Genomic DNA, 21,820 nt, shown 5'->3' on the forward strand with positions numbered 1-21,820 from the left:
AGTTCACTCTCTACGTTCCAGAACGGAAATCGGCCCATAAAACAGGGTTATCTGATCCACATCCGATGCGGACTGCTGCCAGCCGGGTTTATAGACGCCGAACTTCAGGTACGCCCTCTGGTCATCCGGATAGGCGTTCGGCATCCCGTGAGAATCGAAGACCTTTACGCCATCTTTCAGCAACTGCGTCACCGCCTGGCTCCCCTCCGCATCTGGCGTGTACAGCAATGTCCAGTGGATCCACCTGCCCACATCCCCCGACGCGCAACAAATGCGCGCACCGCGTCCGTGTACGGTGTTCGTGCCGCCACGCTCCGACACCGTGTAGTCCGATCCCATCAGCGTCAACATAAAGGGCGGAGAACCACCGCTCGACGCACTCTGATGTATCTGCGTGATGATCGCCATCTGCTGCCCATCGAAACTGAAGCCGCTGGGAAGCAGCGTGCTCCATCGAATCAGATAGTGATGTCCGGACTTGAGGCGCACGTCAGGCGGAAGTGAAAATTCCGCACGGGGCAAACCATTGATAATTTTCGAAAAATTTTCACTCCGCTCGATATGGACTCGTACCACCTTGCGGTCGTGAGTCAACGGGTCGTCAACCAGCGCAATGTTGGACTGTCTGGACGATTGAATTCCAGCATCGCTACCTAAGCCGTCCTTCCATGCCGTTTCATAAACCTTATGGAACATATCGATATCGCCAGCCATGCTGGCTTGCTCTGCATGAACAGTCGTGCAGAGCAGCACCGCGAACAACGCGACGGTATACCGCTGAAATCTGAAACGAGCTACGCCCGTCATTGTCGACTCCTCTCAATCACCCGGTAACACTCGACGTACTGCAGAACGATGGTTTCAGTCGAATACTTCAGCCGCGCCCGTTGCTGCGCGGCTGCACCCATGCTGGCAGCACGCGGCGGATCTTCGACGAGTCCGCGAATACGGTTAGCCAGTGCCTCCGCGTCGCCTGGTTCGATCAGGTGACCGGTCACGCCTTCTTCAACCAGATCGAGAAAACCACCGAGCCTTGTTCCAATCACAGGGGTTCCGCAGAACATTGCTTCGAGTGCCGAAATTCCAAAGGACTCGAACCTGCTCGGCATACAGAACAAACGTGCATTACGGTAGAACGCCAGCTTCGCATCGCCATCCAGCCAGCCCATGAAGGCGACACGGTCGTCTACTTCGCGCTCTGCGGCCATGCGCATCCACACTCTGGTCTCTCCTGCCCCAGCGAGTCGCAAATGAACGGGACACCCCTGGCGTTTAAGCAACGCCAGCGACTCCATTAGCAGATGAACGCCTTTCTCGACAGAGAAGCGACCAGCAAAGGCGACGTAAGGCGAATCGGACGATTCCATTTGGGAGAATGAACCCGTCGACCCAGCGTATTCAGCAAGACGCGCCATGTTGCCGATTACATAGATGCGTGGGGTAGTTCCGGCATAGCGTCGCAGCACTTCGGCTGTTGCGGAAGAAACACCGATTGCCGCATTGGCATTGCCAATAAACCACGAGACCAATCGCCGTATCGTGTCGCCTCCGCCTCCGACAAACTGTCCAAAATTGCCGGAATGCAGATGGAAAATCGTCTTCTTCCCAACAACTTTCGCAAGAGAGAACAACAAGACCTTTCGATAAAAGGAGCCTTTCTCCGACACATGAAAATGAACGATATCAACCTGTCTCAGCGCAGCAACAAAGCGCGGAACATCCTGTAGAAAGAACTGCAGTAGATCGCTCGCCCGATGAAAGCCATGCGTCTCGAAGAACGAAACAAAAACATTCTCTGATGCAAAGCGACTTCTCTGCATCGCCAGTTCTTCGAGCACCGACGCAATGCCTCCCCGTTGTTTCCAGCCGGGACCCACGTGAAGCACACGGATACCGTGCGCGGGTAGCTTATCTCCCGGCAGATCGTCCTGACGCATCGTCATGCTGCATCTCCGATAAAGCGTCGATTCGGTTTGACGGAACGTGCCAGGAGAACCGCGATTATCGCCAGATAAGGACCAATGACCGCAGAGCCGAGCACGTGTCCCGCAGTGGCCGCTACCGCCATCAGAACGCAAAAAAACAGTGTGCCGAAACGCAGAACCGGGTTGCGGCCTCTTCGATGAACAAACGCGGGAAATAATGCAACGAAATACACCACGAAGACAGGCAAACCTAGCACCAGGATCAGATCCGGAATATCAATTTCGACCATGTAACGCACTACCGGATATCCACCAGTCAGCAGCGAAATGTAGTTCTGTTGCGATAGATCCGCCCAGACATTGGCGAATTTCAGATTTCTCCCGGAGAGCAGGAGCGTCAACAGCTTGTCGGTACCGATGCGCCCGCCCTGGTGCTGGAAATAGCGCAGGCTGAGTTCCACCGCTTCGTGAACCTGCTGCACAAGCAGATAGGCAAGGACAGCTGCCGTCATCAGAACCCCGATCACAGCGCACGCGCGTAATGTCGCCTTCAAGACGTTATAGCGACCAAAGTAGTACGCACACGTCACACCTAGCGCCCCCACCACGGCGCCTTTCGTTCCGGTCAGCATGGAGGCCAGCAGCATTCCACCGACCAGAAGGATGGACGACAGTCGCCATCCCCGTTGCAATACCTGCAGATATCCGAAGGCGAGTCCGACGATTACGAGCGCCGCAGCTTCGTTTTGCGCGTAAACGATTCCCTTGTAGCCGGAACGAATATGAGTATCGTCCTGGTAACTACGGAACATGTCGACTGAAAACGCCGCGCCTGCAACGATCGCGGCTGCGTACACCAGCAACACGAAACACACAATCGATTCCAGTTTTGCCAGGCGACCGTCGCTGAGCTTCGACATCGCCCCCAGATAAACGAAGAATGAAAATATCTTGAAGATGAAAACGGCTTGTTCGAGACACTCCCGGTCGGACATATCGCCAACCGCGTAGGTAATACTGGTGGAAAGAACCGCTAGCAACGCCAGCGCGGACAAACGCAAACCCGACATGCGCATCCTGAATCCCCACAGCATCGCCGCCATCAAACCGGCGACCATCGCCCCTCGTATCAGAAGCGAAAATCGCGCATCGTCGCTGTGCATGACGAGGCCGCCTTGCGACGCACGAACAGACAGAAAATCGCCGATCGGCGACAACACCAGACCTATTGCCAACAAGCCCCAAATGAACGTCGTCGACAGCGTGGTGGCCTGCCTCGTCACCCTATCTGCAAGTCGGTTCCCGTCGTGCAGCACATAGCTACTCATGGCTCGTCAGTCCTTGCTTCCGTGATGCCGTCACAGTCAATACCGCGACCATCGACCATCTGCCAATCGTCCGCAAAACACGTAGCGGCCCCAGTAGTGCATCGAGCAATGCGGAACGCCCTCGCGTCTGCGCGCGTCGTGCCGCATCGAGACTACTCGGCATTGTTTCGAAAGCCTCCCAGACTACATACGGGCGAAGCTCAGCAACGCAGATACCTCCGCGATCCCGATGTAACGGCCAGTCATCGATCAGCATGTCGGTCGCTCTTTCGGTATGAGCCAACGCTTTTCTTGCGCCTTCGGGACTAATCCAGTAGCCGACAGTTCCGCTCGTCCACTGCTTGAACGGTATGCCAACGGTCAATCCGCCGACGAGGCGCAACCGCTTCAACGGTTCACGTAGATACGCGCGTTTCGCATCCGCTTGACGTAACTTGGAGCGACCGAGCAAAACAATATCGGCGGCCGCATTCAATCCTCGTTCTTCGGCGGTCAGCACGTGTTCGAAGAATCCGTTGTCCAGCAGCGCATCGTCCTCCAGGACCACAGCGGACCGACCCAATGTCACGACTTTTCTCCAGACTGCCCGGTGACTCATAAAGCACCCGATCTCGCCACGCGTCAGCATGCGACCGTAGCGCCGAACGGCGGCGCTACGATCAGTCATCGAATCGATCTCCGAATCGGTCAGGCAGCGCGCATCGAACGCATCTTCGAAACGGAATGCCACGCTGCGGTCGTTCAATGCCTTCGCGATCGACGGACGCCGTTCAGACAATGCGAGCGAAATAACAAAAATATCGAACATGGACACGCGTCTATCGGTTCAGTAGCTGAGTGAAATGGGCGCGTAACGACGGCGACCTTGCGATCAGGAAAAGATAGGCGCCCAGAATCGCCGCCTCGGCGATCAGGAAAGCAATCGCAGCCCCCTCGGCACCGAAGTGCGGCGCAAGGGAAAACGCCAGCACGATATTCAGAACGCCTGCCGCAAGCATCACGCCGGAGCGTCGACGGGTGCCACCAAACGGCACGATGACCTGCAGTCCGAGGAAATAGGCAAGATTGCCGAATAGTGTCGCGACGCAGAGCAGCGTCAGTGCGGCCGCCGATCCTTCATAACGGGCACCTAGTATCAGGTTCGTCAACGGTTCCGCAAGACACGCGATCACCACTACGCCCGTACCCGTTGTCGCCACCGTTGCGATTGCGCCGAATACAGTAAGCTTTGCAGCATCGCGGATGCGCTCCGGACGAAGCTCCGCAAATAGCGCCGAGATGCGCGGATACAGCACCGTGTTGATCTGGGCCGGCACCATATTGCCAACCGTCTTCAGCTTGTCTGCGGCGGCGTAGAGGCCAACCTGATATGAACCCGCTGTGGACCCGAGAATGATCGCGTTGGTCGCACTGAACAGACTGACAGAAGCACTCGCGGCAAACATGTCGGCGCCCTGTCTCAATCGCGCCCACACAGCTACCCATGACGTCTCTGGCCGTCCAAGCAAGCCAAGGCGCGACACGACAACAAGCGAAAATACCCCACCGATGAACGGTGCTGCGGCCTGGATCGCTACCGCTGCGGCAACGTCGTCAGCATTGCGCACGAACAGGAACGTCAGCGGCAACGTGACAAAGCGAGCGCCAAGCGACAAGGTTGCAAAGAGCGAAAACCGCTCGAGACCTTGCAGCAGCCAGTTAAGCGTAAACACGTTACTGACCACAACGAGCCACGATATCAGCATCACAGGTACGGCAACCGCGATACGTGGGTCCAGATAAAGCACCAGCAACAGCGCCGCGAAAGACAGCACGCAGAGGCATGCCTTCGCGCCCATGATCGACCAGATCAACTCGTTGAGACTGGCGGAGGAGCCCCGAGACTCGGCCACCGCGCGTGGCCCGCTAAGATTAAAACCCCATTCGGTCAACACGGTTCCGTAGATCGTCATCGCCGTCACGTAACCGAGTACGCCAAACTGCGCCGGTCCCAGTACGCGCGTCAGATAGGGAAACGTGACGAGCGGTACGAGGTAATTGCCGATCTGCCAAAGCAGCATTGCCGAGAAATTCCGGCCGAGACTCTTCGCGGGTCCCGTCACAGGAATAGCCGCAACCGAGCCGAGGCTGGACGGATCACTCATCGTCATCGCTCAACCCGCCATCCGGGCTTCGGCCAACACCCCCCGCGTATCAATCACCACCTTCGCCTGCAACCTCACCGGGTCGATCCGTCTAAACTGCGTGTGATCGACAAGAATCACCACCACGTCCGCCTGCGCGAGCGTGCCCGACAGATCGCCCAACCGCACCTTGCCATCCAGCGACGGCGGCAACGCTTCGACGTTCGGCTCCACCGCAATCACCTGCCCTTCGAATCGATCCGCAAGCTGGCTCACGATCTCGATCGCCGGACTCTCGCGCAGATCGTCGATGTTCGCCTTGAACGCGAGCCCGAGGCACGCGATCACCGGTTCACGGAAGCGCTTCGCCGCGCGCTCGACCCTCTCCACCACATAACGCGGCTTCTCATCATTCACCGCCCTAGCCGTCCTGATCAACCGCGCATGCTCCGGCGCCGAATCCACGATGAACCACGGATCCACCGCAATACAATGCCCGCCCACCCCAGGCCCCGGCTGCAAAATACTCACGCGCGGATGACGGTTAGCCAGCCGGATCAGTTCCCAGACATTGATGTCGAGCTTGTCCGAAATAATCGACAGCTCGTTGGCGAACGCGATATTGACGTCGCGAAACGAGTTCTCCGTCAGCTTGCACATCTCGGCCGTACGCGCATCGGTCAGCACGCATTCGCCGCGCACAAAGGTCTGATACAACTCGGCCGCCGTCTCGCTACAACGACGCGTCATCCCGCCGATCACCCGATCGTTCTCCACCAGCTCGCGGATCACGTGCCCCGGCAACACGCGCTCGGGGCAATGCGCAACACGAATATCCGACGCTTCACCTGTCTGCTGCGGAAAACTCAGATCAGGCCGCATCTCGGCAAGCCACGCAGCGACCTTCTCGGTGGTACCGACTGGCGACGTCGATTCGAGCACGACCAGATCGCCCGGCTTCAGCACGCTCGCGATCGCGCGGCTCGCGGCCTCGACGTAAGTCAGGTCCGGCTTGTGCCCCTCGCCGAACGGCGTCGGCACGGCGATCAGAAATGCATCAGCCGGTTCGGGTTCGGTCGTCGCGCGCAGATGACCTTGCGTGACCGCCGCGCGCACGAGCATGTCGAGTTCGGGCTCGACGATGTGCACTTCGCCGCGATTGATCGTGTCGACGGTCGTGCGATTCACGTCGACGCCGACAACGGTCTTTCGCCGCGCTGCGAACGCGGCCGCGGTGGGCAAGCCGATATAGCCGAGCCCGATGATGGAAATAACGTCGAATGACATGGTGTGTGGTCTCTTCGCTTTTTGTGTTCAATGCACGGCGACGGGTTGCAGCGCGGCGGTCGCGTTCGGCCACAACGCTGCCGGCAGCGCCGCAGCGATCCGCTCGCATGCGCGGCCGTCGCCGTACGGGTTGTGCGCGCGGCTCATCGCGTCGTATTCGCTTCTATCGTTCAACAGGCGCTCGACGGTATCGGCGATACGCTGCGCGTCGGTGCCGACAAGTCGTACGGTTCCCGCTGCAACGGCCTCGGGACGCTCAGTGGTATCGCGCATCACGAGCACCGGTTTGCCGAGTGACGGCGCCTCTTCCTGGATGCCGCCGGAGTCGGTCAGGATCAGCCACGCGCGCGTCATCAGGTACACGAACTGCAGGTACTCCTGCGGCTCGATCAACACGACGTTGCGCACGTTGCCGAGCAACCGGTTCACGGGCTCGCGGACGTTCGGATTCAGATGCACCGGATAAACGATCTGTACCTGCGGATGCTTTTCAGCGATGCGCAGCAGCGCCGCGCAGATGTCCTCGAAACCCTGACCGAAGTTCTCGCGTCGATGTCCGGTGACGAGGATCATCTGTTTCGTTTCGTCGAGAAACGGGAACATCTGGTGCAGGCGTTGCGCGAGATCGCGTTCGCGGTTCAGTCGCGTCTGCACGGCGAGCAACGCGTCGATCACGGTATTACCCGTCACGACGATCCGCTCCTGCGCAATACCTTCGCGCAGCAAATTACCGCGCGATGTTTCCGTCGGTGCGAAGTGGTGCGCGGCGAGCGCGGCGGTCAGCTTGCGGTTCGCTTCCTCGGGCCACGGCGAATACAGGTTGCCGGTGCGCAATCCCGCTTCGACGTGCCCGACCGGCACGCGTCGGTAGTACGCAGCAAGCGACGTCGCGAACGTCGTCGTGGTGTCGCCGTGCACGAGCACGAGGTCCGGGCGGCTCGCTTCCAGCACCGGGTCGAGCTTGCCGAGCAGATGACCGGTCAGGTCGGTCAACGTCTGGCCGGCGCGCATCACGTCGAGGTCGTAGTCGGGTGTAATCGCGAACAGGTCGAGCACCTGGTCGAGCATCTGCCGATGCTGCGCAGTGACGCACACTTCGCAGTCGACGTGCGCCATTGCGCGCAGGCGATGCACGAGCGGCGCCATCTTGATCGCCTCGGGCCGCGTGCCGAACGTCACGAGAATCTTCTTTCTTTCGATGTCCATGGTGTGCTCCGCCCGTCCGTTCACTGGCCGCCCAGTTGCGGTTCCTGCTCGTTGCCGCGATATGCGTAACCGCCGTAGTTGCCGTATTGCGCGGAGCGCAGGCCCGGCCGGAAACCGTTGAACACGACGCCGGTCACCTTCGCGCCGACGCGTTCGATCCGCTTCACCGATTCGAGAATTTCGCCGTTGCTGGTCATCCCCGAGCGCGCGGCGAGCAGCACGATGCCGGCGTATGGCGCGAACACGGTCGCATCGGTGACAGGCAGCACGGGCGGTGCATCGAGCAGCACGATGTCGTAGCGCTGCGACGCCCACGCGATAATCTCGGCCAGGCCGCCGGTGGAAAACAGCTCGACCGGTTGCCCGGTCAACGGACCGGCCGGCAGAAAATCGACGTTCGGTGTGATGTCGGTGACGATCGCCTGTTCGATCGGCATGTCGTCGCGCAGCACGTCGGTGAATCCGACGCGTCCCGGCACACCGAAATCGGCTGCGAGGTGGCCGCGTCGCAGATCGCCGTCGATCAGCAGCACGCGCTTTTTCGACAGGCCGATCAGCGTCGCGAGATTCGCCGACACGAACGACTTGCCGATGCCGACCGACGGTCCCGTCATCAGCACGACGTTGTTCTCTGGTCGCTCAAGCAGCGCGAACTGCAGCGCGGTGCACAGGCTGCGCAGCGCTTCGACCGCGGGTTCTTGTGGTCTCGCCAGCGCGAGAATCGACGGCACGTGATCGGAGCGTTCGCCGGGTCGCATCAACTGACGCTGCGCGACGCTCAGCGGAATCGTCGCGATCACGTTGAGCATCGCGTCGCGTTCGATGTCCATCGGATCGGTGAGTCCACCGAACAGCGCGGCACGTACGACTGCGGTACCGATGCCGCACAACAAACCAAGCGCGGCGGCAATCGCGACGACGAGCGCACGTTTCGGCTTAACCGATTCGTCCGGCACGACGGCATGATCGATCACGCGCACGTTGCCGATCTTGCTCGCTGTGGCAAGGCGCAACTGCTGGATGCTGTTCAACAAACCAACATAGAGATCGGTTTCAACAGTGACGTCGCGCTTCAGGCGCACGAGGTTCTGCTGCGCATCGGGCAGGCGCTGGATCGAGCCATTGAACGAATCGACGTTCAGTCGCGCCGCAGCGATCTGCTGATCGAGCGCCGCGAGCGCCGGATGCTGCGGCGTGTACAGCGCGGCCATTTCCTTGCGCTTCTGTTCGAGTTCGAACAGGCTCGACTGCGCAGCCACCGATTGCGTCAGCACAGCCTTCGCCTGTTCGCTCAGGTCGACCAATTCGTGCTTGTTCTGATACGCGTTGAGGCGGTCCTCGACGGTACGCAACTGCTTTTCGACGTCGGGCAACTGCGCGTTCAGAAACTGCAGCGACTTGTCAGCGGTGGCTGCCTTGCGATCGGCGTTCTGCTGCACGTAGTTGTTCGCGATCTCGTTGAGCACCGCAGCCGCGAGCACGGGGTTGGGGTTCTCGTACGTGACGCCGATCACGCCGGACTGGTCCTTGCCCTTCTCGGTGATCGTCAGGTCTTTCTGCAGTTTGTCGAGCACCTTCAGCTTCGAATAGCGCTTCACGACGAACTGCGCATCCGGTTTACCGTCGAGTTGAGACACGAGCAGCGTGATGTCGCCTGCTGACGTCCTCACCTTCAGCGGCGCGCCGATTTCGCCGGTCGCATCCGCATCGAGATCGCTGCCTGAGAGCTTGTAGCGATTGCCGCCGAGTGCGGTGACGACGAAGCGGTCTTCCTCGAAATCCTTCGGTACGTCGAACTGTTTCACAGCGATCTGCTCGGAACCCCACGCATAGCCGCCGAAACCGAGCAGCCCGGGTTGCGACAGCGTGCGACCGTGCCGCGCAACCCATGAGCCTAGCAACGGGAAGTAGCGTGGCTGCGCATCAATATAGAGACCGAGATCGTCGACGACGCGATCGGTGACGAGCCGCGAATGGAGGATTTCCATTTCGCCGTCGTCGGTGGATTTGACGTCGAACAGCGAACTCAGTCCGCCGATCAGATTGCCGGCCGCAGCGCCGGCGAGGTCGCCGTTGCTCTCGACCTGCACGGTGATGTCGACGCTGTACACGGGCCGCGCGATGAACGCGTACGACGCGCCGATCAGCATGAACACCACCGTGATCGCGACGATGGTCTTCACGTTCTTGATCAGCACGTCGAGCACCGCGCGAATATCGATCTCGTCCGCGTCGCGGTTATCGCGGGAAAACTGGCTATGGATTGTTGGTGAATTCATGATTGCGGCTGGTTTGTCGTGGCACGGGTACGCAGGAAGCGGTGATGGAGTGATGTCATGTCAACTCCTGCTGAACGACAGACGGGCGATGCGCTGGGTCCAGTCCTGCACGCCGTGATCGATCAGCGTCATCGCATATTCGTAACTGCGATGAGGCCGTCCGTAGGGGTCCGGAACGTCGGTCGGATAGGCTTCCGCGAGCCGGTACACGCGGCCGCGTGCGATCGGATAGAAACGTTCGATCGCGTGCTTCTGCTCCAGCTCCATCACGAGAATCAGATCGGCGACGCGGCACATCCGCTCGTCGAGGCGGCGTGCGCGATGCGCGGACATGTCGATGCCGCGATCAGCGAGCAGCGACGCGGCGACCGGATCAATCGCAGTCCCCGGTACCGCCGACAGTCCCGCCGACGCGACGACCACGTCTGCCATCTCACGCGTCAGCAGTCCCTGTGCGATCGGACTGCGGCACAGGTTGCCTTCGCAAACCACCAGGATGCGATCGATCATTTGGTCACGACCGCCGCGGTCAGTCCTGCGTTGATCGCCGGTAACAGCAGGCTCAGCACGCGACTGAAGCGCACGAGGCCATTGCCGTCCACATACACGACGTCCTTCGGCTGCAGCTCGAACTGGTTCGCGAGCACCATCGAGACCGGCGAGCGCGCGTCGAGATGGAACACCTGCGGCGTCGCATCGGTCGAGCCGCGAATCACGTACAGCTGCGCGGCATCGGCGCTCGCGGTGTTCAGGCTGCCCGCCTGCGACAGCGCATCGCTCAGCGTGAGCTTGCCGGTCTTCATCGGAATCGCAGTGACCGGGCGATTCACTTCGCCCATCACGTACACGCCGTTTTCGTCACGCGACACGACGCGCAGCAGGTCACCGCTTTTCAGCACGATGTTCGACGGGTTCTGGTCGCGCTCCAGCATCCGCGACAGGTTCAGCGGATACGACACGCCGTCGCGGACCAGCACCATGCGGCTCTGATCCGCGTTCGGGCTGAAACCACCCGCGCGGCTGACCGCTTCGTACAGCGTCATCGGCACGTCGTTGATCGGCACGGTGCCGGGCGTATGCACTTCACCATCGACGTACACCTGCTTCGCGCGGAACGACGCGACGCGCACCGTCACCTGCGGTTTCTGGAAGACCTTCGCGAGTTCGGTGAAGACCGCGCGTTGCGCCTCGTCCGGTCGCAGTCCCGCGACGTGCACGTTGCCCGCGTACGGCACCTGCACGTTGCCGCTGCTGTCGACGACGAAACCGAGCGCCGGATCGAACGGCCGGCCGTTGGTCTGCGGTTGCGCGCCGAGTGCGGCGGTCAGTTCGGGGTGGTCCCATATCGTGATCTGCAACACGTCGCCGGCACCGATCGTGTAAGGCCCCGGTTTCGCCGACAGCTCGCGCAACTGGTCCGTGTTGGTTTGCGTCGCCGCTTCGCGCAGTTGACGGATCAGCGTCGTGTTGATGTCGGCGATCGGCACCTGCATGTCGGTCGCCTGCGTCTGCGCGTCGCCGCTCGTGACAGGCAGCGTCGCGGGTGCGCTCATCCGCATGCCGGGCGCGATGCCGCATGCGGACAGTGCAACGCATGCCGTCGTTATCAACGCGAGCATGCCGGTGCGCGCGTTCCATCCAGGCGGCGGGCCTGCGTGAGGCTGGTTTTGTGTCGTCGGTTCCATCTGGTTCACCTCGTATCGTTTGCTGTTTTTCTATGTGACGCTGACCAAACGCGCGCACGCGCGGTCATCGGTTAGTCAAAATGCGTTGCTGTGCAGGAAGCCTTTCGAAATCGTCGCGGCGACGATGCGCATGTCGAGTGCGAACGACCAGTTGCGCAGGTAGTACAGGTCGTGTTCGACGCGCCCCTGCATCTTCTCGACGCGATCCGTTTCGCCGCGAAAGCCGTTCACCTGTGCCCATCCGGTGATGCCCGGCTTGATCCGGTAGCGGTGGATGTAGCCGTTGACTACCTTCTGGTACAGCTCGTCGTGTTCTAGCGCATGCGGACGCGGCCCCACCACCGACATCTCGCCGCGCAACACGTTGAAAAACTGCGGCAGTTCGTCGAGGCTCGTGCGGCGCAGGAATGCACCGACGCGTGTGATGCGGCTGTCGTTGCGGGTCGCCTGCGTGATCACGCCAGGTGCTTCGTCGTGCGGGCGCATCGAGCGGAACTTGTAGATGCGGAACACGCGACCATCGGCGCCCTTGCGCTGCTGCGTGAACAGCACAGGTCCACGCGACGTGACCTTGATCGCAATCGCAATCACGACGAGCAGCGGTGCAAGCGCAAACAGCGCAGCTGCGGCGAATAGCCGATCGAACACGTCTTTCTTCGCGAGCGCATGCGGAGACAGCGGCGACGCGACGAGGTTGATCGCCGGCACGCCGATCAGATCGATCATGCAGTTGTCGAACAGCGCAAGGCTGCTGACGTCGGGGATAAAACGAATGCTGACGAGGTCGTCGCGAAACTCGCTGACGAGCCGCAACATCGTGCGTTCTTCCGAGAGCGGCAGTGCGAGCCATAGCTCCTGCCAGCCTTCGGCACGCACGTGGCGCACGAACTGCGCGAGGTCTTTATAGGTGGGCACACCGGTGATCGCGGACGCGTCGGTTTGCTCGAAAGACCCGGCAGGCGCAACATCGAACACTGCTGCAGCACGAAACCCGCTAGCAGGCGACGCAGCAATATTGCGCACGACATCCCGGCAATGAGCACCGCTCCCAACGATCGCAACGTTGCGCAGATTGAGCCCCGCATGCCGCACGCGGCGCAGCACCGCATGCGTCGCGAGCCGCGACACGATCAGCGCGCCGCCGGTCAGGCAGGTCCAGTACGCGAACCAGAGCCGCGACACGAAATCGATCCGGTGCAGCCAGAACATCAGCACCACCGCACAACACTGAACGACACACCACGCGAGCGAGATGCGACTCGCGAGACTCATCAGCGAACGGCCGCGCCACGACTCGTAGATGCCGAACACCGGAAAGAGCGTGAGCGTCAATGCAGTCGCAAATGCGACGAACGAGAAGTCGAGATGCGCGACCGTGAGATCGGAGAAGCGTGCCTGCGCAGCAGCAGCCGCGCCGCCCGCGATCACGAGCACATCGACTGCACGCGCGAGTAGACCCTCGGGACCGTGAGCGTGAGCGTGCGCCTTGCGGCGTGAGTGAGCGAAGTCGACGGTGCTCACATCGCGTCCCGCATTGAAAAATCAATCGACGTGCGCCCCCGCGCCGCCGCCCTGCTGCGTTTCGATCGGTCTGTGCTCATTCTGGTGTTCCTCATTTTTCACAGACGCACGGCCGCTCTCCCGGCTCGCACGATTTATTCGAATGTCGTCGCTGCGGTGTGGACGCAGCGGTACTGCACGTACTGATCGCGTTTCGCGCGGCAAAACGTCCCCCCGCGCGCGAAATGCGCACAACAAAAACCCGACACAAGCCGGCTCGCCGTGAGGACGCGTTGGTCCTCGCGGAGTCAGCCGGTCATCGGAAACTGCGGATTAAGAGCCGCGGAGATAGTGCGGCGCATGCACGACACACGCGCGACGATCCCGCCACTGAAGACGTGTCCGCGTCATGCGTACGGACAGGGTTGGAAAACGGAAGATCCGCTGGCTCACCCCGGGCCGAAGCGGTCGATTCAAACAGAGGGTCATCTACAGGTCCTGTCTTATGTATGTCAGGTTGTGCAATGCGACATCCACTAAGCAGCATCCATGCCAAATAGGTAGCAACGCTTCGATTAATCGCACGTATCGACGTGTGGCCCATGCTGCATATGCGTTCTACTTGTGTGCGGTTGCAACGACGGACAGCTGCGGTCGCAACCGGTCATGTTTCGATGAAGCGTCCGTTACGTAACGCCCGGGCGTAACGACCTGGAACATCGGTCATCGCGGAGTGAGGGTTTCGTACACCGCACACGCCGGACGACGGCCTGTCGCGGCTCGCGCGCCGCATGTCGATCGACGGCGAGCCGCATCGCGCGCGAACCTCGATGGCATGGAACCTGCTGTTTCCCGCCGGGGCATTGCGGCCGCATCGATCGGGATCAGCGATTCCGCAACGATCGCGACGACGATTGCGCCCACCACACGCCGACATCAATAGAACGAACGACACGCGAGGGACCGGTGCACAGCGGACAACTAAAACAGACGATCGACACGCCGACACGCAACGGATTGAGCGACCGGATCCGGGAAGGACTGCGCGCCGGCGAATTCCATCTCGTGTTTCAAGGCATTCACGAATCGGGCACGGGTCGGCTCGTCAGTACCGAAGCGCTGCTGCGCTGGATGCATCCGGACTACGGGCTGCTGCTGCCGGATGCATTTCTCGAAGTGCTCGACGAAGATCCCGAACTGGCCGTCGACGTCACGCACTTCGTCATCGACCGCGCATGCGCGCAACTCGGCGCATGCATCCGCACCGGACGTCCTGCATTACCCGTCGCAGTCAACGTTCCGCCTTCGGTCGCCGCGCAGGAAGACTTCGCCGCAGAAGTCGAACAGATCGCGCACATGCACGGCATCGCACCCGGACTGATCGACATCGAACTGGTCGAAACCGAGGACACTGCACGCATTCTCGCGACGCGCGTGCTGACGCGACCGCTACGCGATTCGGGCATCCGCATCTCGATCGACGACTTCGGCACCGGCTATTCGTCGCTCGCGCTGCTGAGCGAAATGGACGTCGACACCGTGAAGCTCGCGCGCGAACTGCTCGCGTTTGTACCCTCTCGACAACGCGCGAGCGCGGTCATCGCCGGCATTCTCGCGCTGCTCGACGAACTCGGCATGCGGGTCGTCGTCGAAGGGGTCGAGACAATCGATCAGGCGCGATGGCTCGAACAATGGCCGAACGTGCTCGTCCAGGGCTTCTATTTCTCACGCCCCACCAGCGACCTCGCCGCCGCGCTGGACGCCCCGCGCGCGCAGCCCGGACAGTGAGTCGGCTGTTTGAATCGCGTTGATCCAGCCCCCGTTAAATGCCGGGATCAGGCCCCTTGCAGCGCTGTCTCAAAAAAATTGTCTGACCATTTTCGAACCCATATGTCGAGCATTCGACGTAGGCTCACCGGCGTAGCAGCGCGCTAAACTGGTCGTTTTTTGAATTTAAATTCATGCACGGATTTGGCATAATTCGTGTACCCATTAGTTAATGAAGTGCTGTATGACAACCCTCCCCCTGACCGACGAAGCCTGGCTGCGCGTCTGTCATCTGTTTGAAGAACCGGCCAGCACGGCCGGCGTCGGCCGGCCCCGCCGACGCTCCCGCGATGTACTCAACGGCGTACTGTGGGTGCTGTTGAACGATGAAAAATGGCATCACCTGCCCGGCACGTTCCCTCCGTCGCAAACCTGCTACGCGCGCTGGCTGCAGTGGAAGCGCAGCGGCGTGATGGATGTCGTGCTCGACGAACTGCGGCGTCATTGCACCGCGTCACAGGACGATCTTCCATCGGACGAGTGTCCCGCCTGAAGCAGTGTCATGTCGCTGTCGCGTGCTTGCCTCACGGTTGACTCGCAGGTATCGCAAACATCACCGCACCGCCCGCTTGCGTTTCTCAATCGACGCGATCAGTGCCGCGTGTTCTTCACGCAGCACTTCGACGAACTGCATCGTGAGACGCGCGCGCGGCTGATGCGGCGGAAACAGCAGGTAGTTCGGAAACTGGATCGACGGCTGAAACGGCCGGATCGCGATGTCGGGTCCCGCATAAGCCTCCGCGACCACCGGATGCGACAGCGTCACGCCCGCACCGCTGCGAACCATCTCGCAGCAGATCGCAGAGTATTGCGCCTCGAGCGCCATCACGCGCTCCACGCCTGCGCGATCGAACACTTCGTCCATCAGCGTGCGCGTGCCGTCCCCATGACATAACGACACGAACGATTCGCCCTGAAAATCGGCGGGCTTCAGGATCTTCTTGCGGGCGAGCCGATGGTTTGCCGGCACCACGCCCACTGCCGCGAGATTCGAAAACATCTCGGTGTCGCAGTTCGATTGCTCGCTCACGTACACCACTATCCCTAGATCGCAGAAGTGCGACGCGGTCCAGTGATTTACCGTGGTCGACGTATTCAGATGCAACGACACGGTGACCTCCGGATGACGCGCATGAAACCGCTGGATCGCGCGCGGCACAAGCGTCAGTCCCGCCGACGGCATCGCCGCGATGCGCAGCCGCCCTGTACCGCGATTACGAATCTGCGCAGCTGCATTCGCGAGTCCCTGCAAGCCCACGTAAGTCCGCTCGACCTCGCGAAAGAACGCATTGCCCTCGCCGGTCGGAATCAGCCGCACGCCGTTGCGCTGGAACAGCAGCAACCCCGTCTCACGCTCGAGCTGCGAGATCAGCCGGCTCACGTTCGGCTGCGACGTGAACAGTTCTTTCGCCGCAGCGGTCATCGAGCCGCTCAACATCACGGCACGAAACGCTTCGATGTGTTTGAGGTTCATCGATTCCAGCCCATATCAAAAATGCATGGATAGTTATTTTATTCGTATTGGACGATATAGCCACGACGCAGGACACTCGCTGTGCACGATCGAGACCGCACACACGAAATACACAACACATAGCCGTTCTGGAACCCACCGTCATCGGAGAAGCGTTCATGAATCAGCCATCGTCCCGCCGGCTTCCGCCGCCCTTCCGCCCGTCGATTCATCCGCTCGCCCGCGTACTCGCGGCGACGCTCGCACTGGCGGGCACGATGCTCGCGCATGCGGAGACGACGCTTTACGTCGCGAACGTCGGCGGCTCGAACGAACAGCTGTACCGGCAGAAGATCATCCCTGCGTTCGAAAAAGCGCACAACGTGAAAATCGTCTACGTCGCGGGGAATTCGAGCGACACGCTCGCGAAACTGCAGGCGCAGAAGGGGCATCAGCAGATCAACGTCGCGGTGATGGACGACGGTCCGATGTACCAGGCGATGCAGCTCGGCCTGTGCGCGAAAATCGATGACGCGCCCGTATTGAAGGACCTGTACCCGCTCGCGCGACTCGGTCCGACCGCCGTCGGTATCGGCATGGTCGCGACGGGTCTCGGCTACAACGAAGAAGCCTTCAAGAAAGCGGGCCTGCCGCCGCCCGATTCGTGGAACGCGCTCACCGACAAACGTCTGAAGGGAAAGATCGGTGTCCCGCCGATCACCAACACGTATGGCCTGCACACGCTCGTGATGCTCGCGCGGATGAACGGCGGCGGCGAGAAGAACATCGACCCCGGCTTCACCGCGATCACGAAGCAGGTCGCGCCGAACGTGCTGTCGTGGGCACCGACGCCCGGCGAGATGGACGGGCTGATGCAAAGCGGCGACGTGATCCTGGCTCCTTACGGCAGCGGCCGTGCAGTCGCGTTGCAGAACACCGGCTTTCCGCTGAAGTTTATCTACCCGAAGGAAGGCGGCGTCGCGTTGCAGGTCGGTGCATGCGCGATCGCGGAGAACGCGCAGCCGGCGCTGTCGCAGCAGTTCATCCAGTACCTGCTGAGTCCCGAGGTGCAGACAATGCAGGCGCAGGCCATCGGTCTCGGTCCGGTCAATCGCACGGTGAAGCTCACACCGGAAGTTGCCGCGCGCGTGCCGTACGGTCCCGATCAGATCGCGAAGCTCGTCGCCGTCGACTGGACGACGATCAACCAGCACCGCACCGAATGGACGGAGCGCTGGAACCGTTCGGTCGAGCGCTAATCGCCCCTCCTCACGATACGGCACGCGATCATGACCTTCCTCACCCTGCAGGGCCTTTCGAAACGCTACGGCGATTTCACGGCCGTCGAGCAGATCGATCTCTCCGTCGAGCGCGGCGAATTCCTGTCGCTGCTCGGACCGTCGGGTTGCGGCAAGACGACGACGCTGCAGATGATCGCCGGCTTCGTCACGCCGACCACGGGCCGCATCGTGCTCGACGGTCGCGACATCACCGCCGAGCGCCCGGAAAAGCGCGGCATGGGTGTCGTATTCCAGAGCTACGCGCTGTTTCCGCACATGACGGTCGAGAACAACGTCGGCTTCGGGCTCGAGATGCGTCGCGTGAAGCGGCCCGAGCGGATGCAGCGTATCGCCGAGGCGCTCGATCTCGTGCGGCTCGGTGGACTCGGTGCGCGCTATCCGAAGGAGTTATCCGGCGGGCAGCGGCAACGCGTCGCGATTGCACGCGCGATCGCGATGCAGCCCGATCTGCTGCTGCTCGACGAACCGATGTCGAATCTCGACGCGAAGCTGCGCGAGGAAATGCACATCGAACTGCGCGCGATCCAGCGACGCCTCGGCATCACGACGATTCTCGTCACGCATGACCAGGTGGAAGCGATGACGATGAGCGATCGCATCGCAGTGATGCATCGCGGCACCATCGCGCAGTTGAGCACGCCGTTCGAAGCGTATGAGCGACCACGCACGCCGTTCGCGTCGACGTTCCTCGGCCGCACCAACGCACTACCGGGCGAAGTGATCCGCCGCAACGGACGTTGCGCAGAAGTGTCGGTGGCAGGCACGACGCTGAAAGTGCCGCACGAAGGCCGGGAAGTACAGGGACACGTCCACGTCTATATCCGCCCGGAAAAAATGCGTCTCTCACCGCAGGAATCCGACGCTACATCAGCAACGGCAACCGCATCGCGCACGCGCGGCCGGATCGCAACACGCGTGTTCGTCGGCAACCAGTGGTTGCTGGAAATCGATTCGGCGCTCGGCAAGCTCTCCATCGCGCAGCCGAATTTCGGCGCGCCGCCGCCAGCCGAAGGCATGGAAGTCGGCATCGACTGGTCCGACGACGATCTGCGCGTACTCGAACAGGAGGCCGCCGATGGCCACGCTTGATCACGATCGCGCGGGCGCCGCGCCGTGGCTGTTGTCGGGACCGGCATTGCTGCTGTTCAGTGCGTTGCTGCTGGTGCCGCTCATCCTCACGTTCATGCTGTCGTTCCACGCGTTCAGCGATACGGCCGGCGTTCAACCGGGATGGACGCTGACGAACTATTTCGAGGTCGTCACCGATCCGTACTACGGGACGATCTTTCTGCGCACCGCCGGTCTCGCGTGCGCGGTCACGCTCGCGAGCATCGTGTTCGGCGTACCGGAAACGATCATCCTCGCGCGGATGAAACAACCGTGGCAGTCGCTGTGCCTGCTCGTCGTACTGGGCCCGCTGCTGATTTCGGTCGTCGTGCGCACGCTCGGCTGGCAGATCCTGCTCGGCAACAACGGCGTGCTGAACGACGCGCTGCGGGCGCTGCACATCACGTCGGAGCCGATACGTCTGGTGTTCACGATGACCGGCACGATCATCGCGCTCACGCATGTCCTGGTGCCGTTCATGGTGATGTCGGTATGGGCGACGCTGCAGAAGCTCGATCCGCAGGTCGAATGGGCCGGCCGTTCGCTCGGCGGATCGCCGGCGAAGGTGTTTCGTCGCGTCGTGCTGCCGCAGATCCTGCCCGGCGTGCTGTCCGGTTCGATCATCGTGTTTGCACTGTCTGCGTCCGCGTTCGCGACGCCCGCGCTGATCGGCGGACGCCGTCTGAAAGTGGTCGCGACCGCCGCATACGACGAATTCCTCGGCACGCTGAACTGGCCGCTCGGCGCGAGCATCGCCGTGCTGCTGCTGATCGCGAACGTCGCGATCGTCGCGGGCTGCAGCAAGCTCGCCGAGCGCCGCTTCCGTCAGGTGTTCGAATGAACGGGACCTCGCGCAACGGTTTCTGGTCGCTCGCGTACAACGCGCTGTTCCTGTCGTTCATCGCGGCGCCGCTCATCGTCGTGGTGCTCGTCGCGTTCACCGACAAGGGCTTCATCTCGATGCCGTTCGACGGTGCATCGCTGCGCTGGTTCAAGGCGATCCTGCAGAACGGCGACATCGTCGACGCATTCTGGCTGTCCGCGCGGCTCGCGTTCGTCGCCGCGACGATCGGCGTCGTGCTTGCGGTGCCGGCCGCGCTCGCAATCGCGCGTTATCGCTTTCCGGGCCGCTCGGCACTGACGAGCTTCTTCCTGTCGCCGATGATGATTCCCGCCGTCGTGCTCGGCATCGCATTCCTGCGCTTCATGTCGATGCTGCATCTGAACGGTTCGTTCTGGCCGCTCGCCGCGACGCACGTCGTGGTCGTGCTGCCGTATGCGCTGCGCCTTGCGCTGTCGGCGGCGATCGGACTCGACCGCGATGCGGAGCGCGCCGCGTTGTCGTGCGGCGCGAGCCGCTTCACCGCGTTTCGCCGCATCGTGCTGCCGATGATCCGCACCGGCGTCGCTGGCGGCTGGGTGCTGTCGTTCATCCAGAGCTTCGACGAGCTGACGATGACGATTTTCGTGGCCACACCCGGCACGACGACGCTGCCCGTTGCGATGTACAACCAGATCGCGCAGACGATCGATCCGCTCGTCACCTCGGTGGCGACGCTGATGATCGCCGGCACGATCATATTGATGGTGCTGCTCGACCGGCTGGCCGGGCTGGACCGTATTCTGATCGGAGAATCCCGATGAACGGATCGTATTCCGCGAGCCCTGACGTATTGGTAATCGGCGGCGGACTCGTGGGTTCAGCCGTAGCCTGCGGACTCGCGCGCGAAGGCGCACGCGTCGCGGTGCTCGACCAGGACGATGGTGGTTTTCGCGCATCGCGCGGCAACTTTGGCCTCGTGTGGGTGCAGGGCAAGGGCTACGGGCTCACGCCGTATGCACGCTGGACCCGCAGTTCGTCGGAACGCTGGCCCGCGTTCGCCGCGTCGCTGCTGGAGAGTACAGGCATCGACGTCGCGCTGCGCCAGCCGGGCGGTTTTCAGTTCTGCTTCTCGGACGAAGAACTCACCGCGCGCGAAGAACGTCTGTCGACGCTGCGGCGCGAACTCGCCGGTGACTATCCGTACCAGATGCTCGACGCACGCGACGTCCACGACCGCCTGCCAGCGATCGGCCCCGACGTGATCGGCGCGAGCTACACGCCGATGGATGGTCACGTGAATCCGTTGAAGCTGCTGCGCGCGCTGCACGCGGAGATGCAGCAGCGCGGCGTCTCACTCGTCAACGGTGTGGACGTGCAGCGCATCGAACCGCAGGGTGGCAGCTTCGTCGTACATTCAGCGCAACGTACATGGCGCGCCCCGCGCATCGTGCTCGCCGCCGGACTCGGCAATCGCGCGCTCGCGCCGCACGTCGGACTGCATGCGCCGGTCGCGCCGAATCGCGGACAGGTACTCGTCAGCGAACGCGTCGAGCGCTTTCTCGAGTACCCGACGCTCAATGTCCGGCAAACCGACGAAGGCTCGGTGCAGTTCGGCGATTCGATGGAAGAAGTCGGCTACAACGACTTCACGACAACCGACGTGCTCGCATCGATCGCTCGCCGCAACCTGCGCGCGTTCCCGCTGCTGCGCGACGTGCGGCTCGTGCGGATGTGGGCTGCGTTGCGCGTCTACAGCCCCGACGGTTTTCCGGTCTATGACGAATCCGCGCAGTATCCCGGCGCGTTCGTCGTGACCTGCCACAGCGGCGTCACGCTCGCGGCAGCACACGCGATGCGCATCGCACCGTGGATCACAGGTGCGCCGATGCCCGACGAACTTCCCGTTTTCACCGGACGCCGCTTTCTCGATGCCGCCGCTGTGCCGCATCGCGCTCATTGACCTATACGCACATTCC

Annotated in this window: 19 protein-coding genes; 7 read left to right on the forward strand and 12 right to left on the reverse strand. The window is 61.8% G+C overall.

Features of this window, described 5'->3' with window-relative positions; translation table 11 throughout:
• Nucleotides 1-3: 3 nt before the first annotated feature.
• The 11 genes from E1748_RS02950 to E1748_RS03000 form a co-directional block, all read right to left on the reverse strand.
• Nucleotides 4-807, reverse strand: a complete 804-nt coding sequence (locus E1748_RS02950; RefSeq protein WP_133645653.1) for a heparin lyase I family protein — start codon at nt 805-807, stop codon at nt 4-6.
• The gene (locus E1748_RS02955) at nt 804-1,943 is read right to left on the reverse strand and encodes a glycosyltransferase family 4 protein (RefSeq protein WP_133645654.1); all 1,140 of its coding nucleotides are present in this window, start codon (nt 1,941-1,943) and stop codon (nt 804-806) included. Before E1748_RS02955 ends, E1748_RS02950 begins: the two co-directional genes overlap by 4 nt.
• The gene (locus tag E1748_RS02960) at nt 1,940-3,253 is read right to left on the reverse strand and encodes an O-antigen ligase family protein (RefSeq protein ID WP_133645655.1); all 1,314 of its coding nucleotides are present in this window, start codon (nt 3,251-3,253) and stop codon (nt 1,940-1,942) included. The genes E1748_RS02955 and E1748_RS02960 overlap by 4 nt, the downstream gene beginning before the upstream one ends.
• The gene (locus E1748_RS02965; RefSeq protein WP_133647206.1) at nt 3,246-4,061 is read right to left on the reverse strand and encodes a glycosyltransferase family 25 protein; all 816 of its coding nucleotides are present in this window, start codon (nt 4,059-4,061) and stop codon (nt 3,246-3,248) included. Before E1748_RS02965 ends, E1748_RS02960 begins: the two co-directional genes overlap by 8 nt.
• A gap of 10 nt (nt 4,062-4,071) precedes the next feature.
• A complete protein-coding gene (locus E1748_RS02970) occupies nt 4,072-5,397 on the reverse strand; it encodes a flippase (RefSeq protein ID WP_133645656.1) in 1,326 nt (441 codons plus the stop codon).
• 9 nt (nt 5,398-5,406) lie between these two features.
• Nucleotides 5,407-6,663, reverse strand: coding sequence for a UDP-N-acetyl-D-mannosamine dehydrogenase (gene wecC / locus E1748_RS02975; RefSeq protein ID WP_133645657.1), 1,257 nt, complete (start codon nt 6,661-6,663; stop codon nt 5,407-5,409).
• A gap of 27 nt (nt 6,664-6,690) precedes the next feature.
• The gene (wecB, locus tag E1748_RS02980) at nt 6,691-7,869 is read right to left on the reverse strand and encodes a non-hydrolyzing UDP-N-acetylglucosamine 2-epimerase (protein ID WP_133645658.1); all 1,179 of its coding nucleotides are present in this window, start codon (nt 7,867-7,869) and stop codon (nt 6,691-6,693) included.
• 20 nt (nt 7,870-7,889) lie between these two features.
• Complete coding sequence (locus E1748_RS02985; RefSeq protein ID WP_133645659.1) at nt 7,890-10,148, reverse strand: polysaccharide biosynthesis tyrosine autokinase; 2,259 nt, start codon at nt 10,146-10,148, stop codon at nt 7,890-7,892.
• Between the two features lie 60 nt (nt 10,149-10,208).
• A complete protein-coding gene (locus E1748_RS02990; RefSeq protein ID WP_133645660.1) occupies nt 10,209-10,658 on the reverse strand; it encodes a low molecular weight protein-tyrosine-phosphatase in 450 nt (149 codons plus the stop codon).
• Nucleotides 10,655-11,833, reverse strand: a complete 1,179-nt coding sequence (locus E1748_RS02995; protein ID WP_420819287.1) for a polysaccharide biosynthesis/export family protein — start codon at nt 11,831-11,833, stop codon at nt 10,655-10,657. Before E1748_RS02995 ends, E1748_RS02990 begins: the two co-directional genes overlap by 4 nt.
• A 75-nt stretch (nt 11,834-11,908) precedes the next feature.
• Nucleotides 11,909-13,354: an undecaprenyl-phosphate glucose phosphotransferase gene (locus E1748_RS03000; RefSeq protein ID WP_133645661.1), complete on the reverse strand. Its 1,446-nt coding sequence runs from the start codon at nt 13,352-13,354 to the stop codon at nt 11,909-11,911.
• 945 nt (nt 13,355-14,299) lie between these two features.
• On the opposite strand from E1748_RS03000, the gene E1748_RS03005 reads away from it, so the two are divergent.
• Both E1748_RS03005 and E1748_RS03010 read left to right on the forward strand, forming a co-directional pair.
• Nucleotides 14,300-15,121 carry an EAL domain-containing protein gene (locus E1748_RS03005; protein WP_166653496.1) on the forward strand — a complete coding sequence of 274 codons (822 nt, stop codon included), beginning with the start codon at nt 14,300-14,302 and terminating at the stop codon, nt 15,119-15,121.
• A gap of 223 nt (nt 15,122-15,344) precedes the next feature.
• Nucleotides 15,345-15,653 carry a transposase gene (locus tag E1748_RS03010; RefSeq protein WP_133645663.1) on the forward strand — a complete coding sequence of 103 codons (309 nt, stop codon included), beginning with the start codon at nt 15,345-15,347 and terminating at the stop codon, nt 15,651-15,653.
• A 60-nt stretch (nt 15,654-15,713) separates the two neighbouring features.
• Here the strand turns inward: E1748_RS03010 and E1748_RS03015 are convergent, their stop codons facing one another.
• The gene (locus E1748_RS03015) at nt 15,714-16,634 is read right to left on the reverse strand and encodes a LysR substrate-binding domain-containing protein (protein WP_133645664.1); all 921 of its coding nucleotides are present in this window, start codon (nt 16,632-16,634) and stop codon (nt 15,714-15,716) included.
• Between the two features lie 158 nt (nt 16,635-16,792).
• On the opposite strand from E1748_RS03015, the gene E1748_RS03020 reads away from it, so the two are divergent.
• The 5 genes from E1748_RS03020 to E1748_RS03040 are packed head-to-tail and all read left to right on the forward strand — an operon-like array spanning nt 16,793 to nt 21,804.
• Entirely contained in the window at nt 16,793-17,872 is a 1,080-nt protein-coding gene (locus tag E1748_RS03020; protein WP_133645665.1) for an ABC transporter substrate-binding protein, read from the forward strand.
• 30 nt (nt 17,873-17,902) lie between these two features.
• Nucleotides 17,903-19,003, forward strand: a complete 1,101-nt coding sequence (locus E1748_RS03025; RefSeq protein WP_133645666.1) for an ABC transporter ATP-binding protein — start codon at nt 17,903-17,905, stop codon at nt 19,001-19,003.
• Nucleotides 18,990-19,862: an ABC transporter permease gene (locus tag E1748_RS03030; RefSeq protein ID WP_133645667.1), complete on the forward strand. Its 873-nt coding sequence runs from the start codon at nt 18,990-18,992 to the stop codon at nt 19,860-19,862. The genes E1748_RS03025 and E1748_RS03030 overlap by 14 nt, the downstream gene beginning before the upstream one ends.
• Nucleotides 19,859-20,665, forward strand: coding sequence for an ABC transporter permease (locus tag E1748_RS03035; RefSeq protein WP_133645668.1), 807 nt, complete (start codon nt 19,859-19,861; stop codon nt 20,663-20,665). Before E1748_RS03030 ends, E1748_RS03035 begins: the two co-directional genes overlap by 4 nt.
• Entirely contained in the window at nt 20,662-21,804 is a 1,143-nt protein-coding gene (locus tag E1748_RS03040) for an NAD(P)/FAD-dependent oxidoreductase (protein ID WP_133645669.1), read from the forward strand. The genes E1748_RS03035 and E1748_RS03040 overlap by 4 nt, the downstream gene beginning before the upstream one ends.
• Nucleotides 21,805-21,820 lie beyond the last annotated feature (16 nt).

The sequence above is a fragment of the Paraburkholderia flava genome, assembly GCF_004359985.1.
Lineage (GTDB): Bacteria > Pseudomonadota > Gammaproteobacteria > Burkholderiales > Burkholderiaceae > Paraburkholderia > Paraburkholderia flava.

Coding starts and splice junctions, on each gene's coding strand:
- wecB (WP_133645658.1), bottom strand. CDS start 7,869: ATGGACATCGAAAGAAAGAAGATTCTCGTGACGTTCGGCACGCGGCCC.
- E1748_RS02995 (WP_420819287.1), bottom strand. CDS start 11,833: ATGGAACCGACGACACAAAACCAGCCTCACGCAGGCCCGCCGCCTGGA.
- E1748_RS03020 (WP_133645665.1), top strand. CDS start 16,793: ATGAATCAGCCATCGTCCCGCCGGCTTCCGCCGCCCTTCCGCCCGTCG.
- E1748_RS03030 (WP_133645667.1), top strand. CDS start 18,990: ATGGCCACGCTTGATCACGATCGCGCGGGCGCCGCGCCGTGGCTGTTG.
- E1748_RS02985 (WP_133645659.1), bottom strand. CDS start 10,148: ATGAATTCACCAACAATCCATAGCCAGTTTTCCCGCGATAACCGCGAC.
- E1748_RS02965 (WP_133647206.1), bottom strand. CDS start 4,061: ATGTTCGATATTTTTGTTATTTCGCTCGCATTGTCTGAACGGCGTCCG.
- E1748_RS03015 (WP_133645664.1), bottom strand. CDS start 16,634: ATGAACCTCAAACACATCGAAGCGTTTCGTGCCGTGATGTTGAGCGGC.
- E1748_RS02955 (WP_133645654.1), bottom strand. CDS start 1,943: ATGACGATGCGTCAGGACGATCTGCCGGGAGATAAGCTACCCGCGCAC.
- E1748_RS03010 (WP_133645663.1), top strand. CDS start 15,345: ATGACAACCCTCCCCCTGACCGACGAAGCCTGGCTGCGCGTCTGTCAT.
- E1748_RS02990 (WP_133645660.1), bottom strand. CDS start 10,658: ATGATCGATCGCATCCTGGTGGTTTGCGAAGGCAACCTGTGCCGCAGT.
- E1748_RS03035 (WP_133645668.1), top strand. CDS start 19,859: ATGAACGGGACCTCGCGCAACGGTTTCTGGTCGCTCGCGTACAACGCG.
- E1748_RS02970 (WP_133645656.1), bottom strand. CDS start 5,397: ATGAGTGATCCGTCCAGCCTCGGCTCGGTTGCGGCTATTCCTGTGACG.
- wecC (WP_133645657.1), bottom strand. CDS start 6,663: ATGTCATTCGACGTTATTTCCATCATCGGGCTCGGCTATATCGGCTTG.
- E1748_RS02950 (WP_133645653.1), bottom strand. CDS start 807: ATGACGGGCGTAGCTCGTTTCAGATTTCAGCGGTATACCGTCGCGTTG.
- E1748_RS03040 (WP_133645669.1), top strand. CDS start 20,662: ATGAACGGATCGTATTCCGCGAGCCCTGACGTATTGGTAATCGGCGGC.
- E1748_RS02960 (WP_133645655.1), bottom strand. CDS start 3,253: ATGAGTAGCTATGTGCTGCACGACGGGAACCGACTTGCAGATAGGGTG.
- E1748_RS03025 (WP_133645666.1), top strand. CDS start 17,903: ATGACCTTCCTCACCCTGCAGGGCCTTTCGAAACGCTACGGCGATTTC.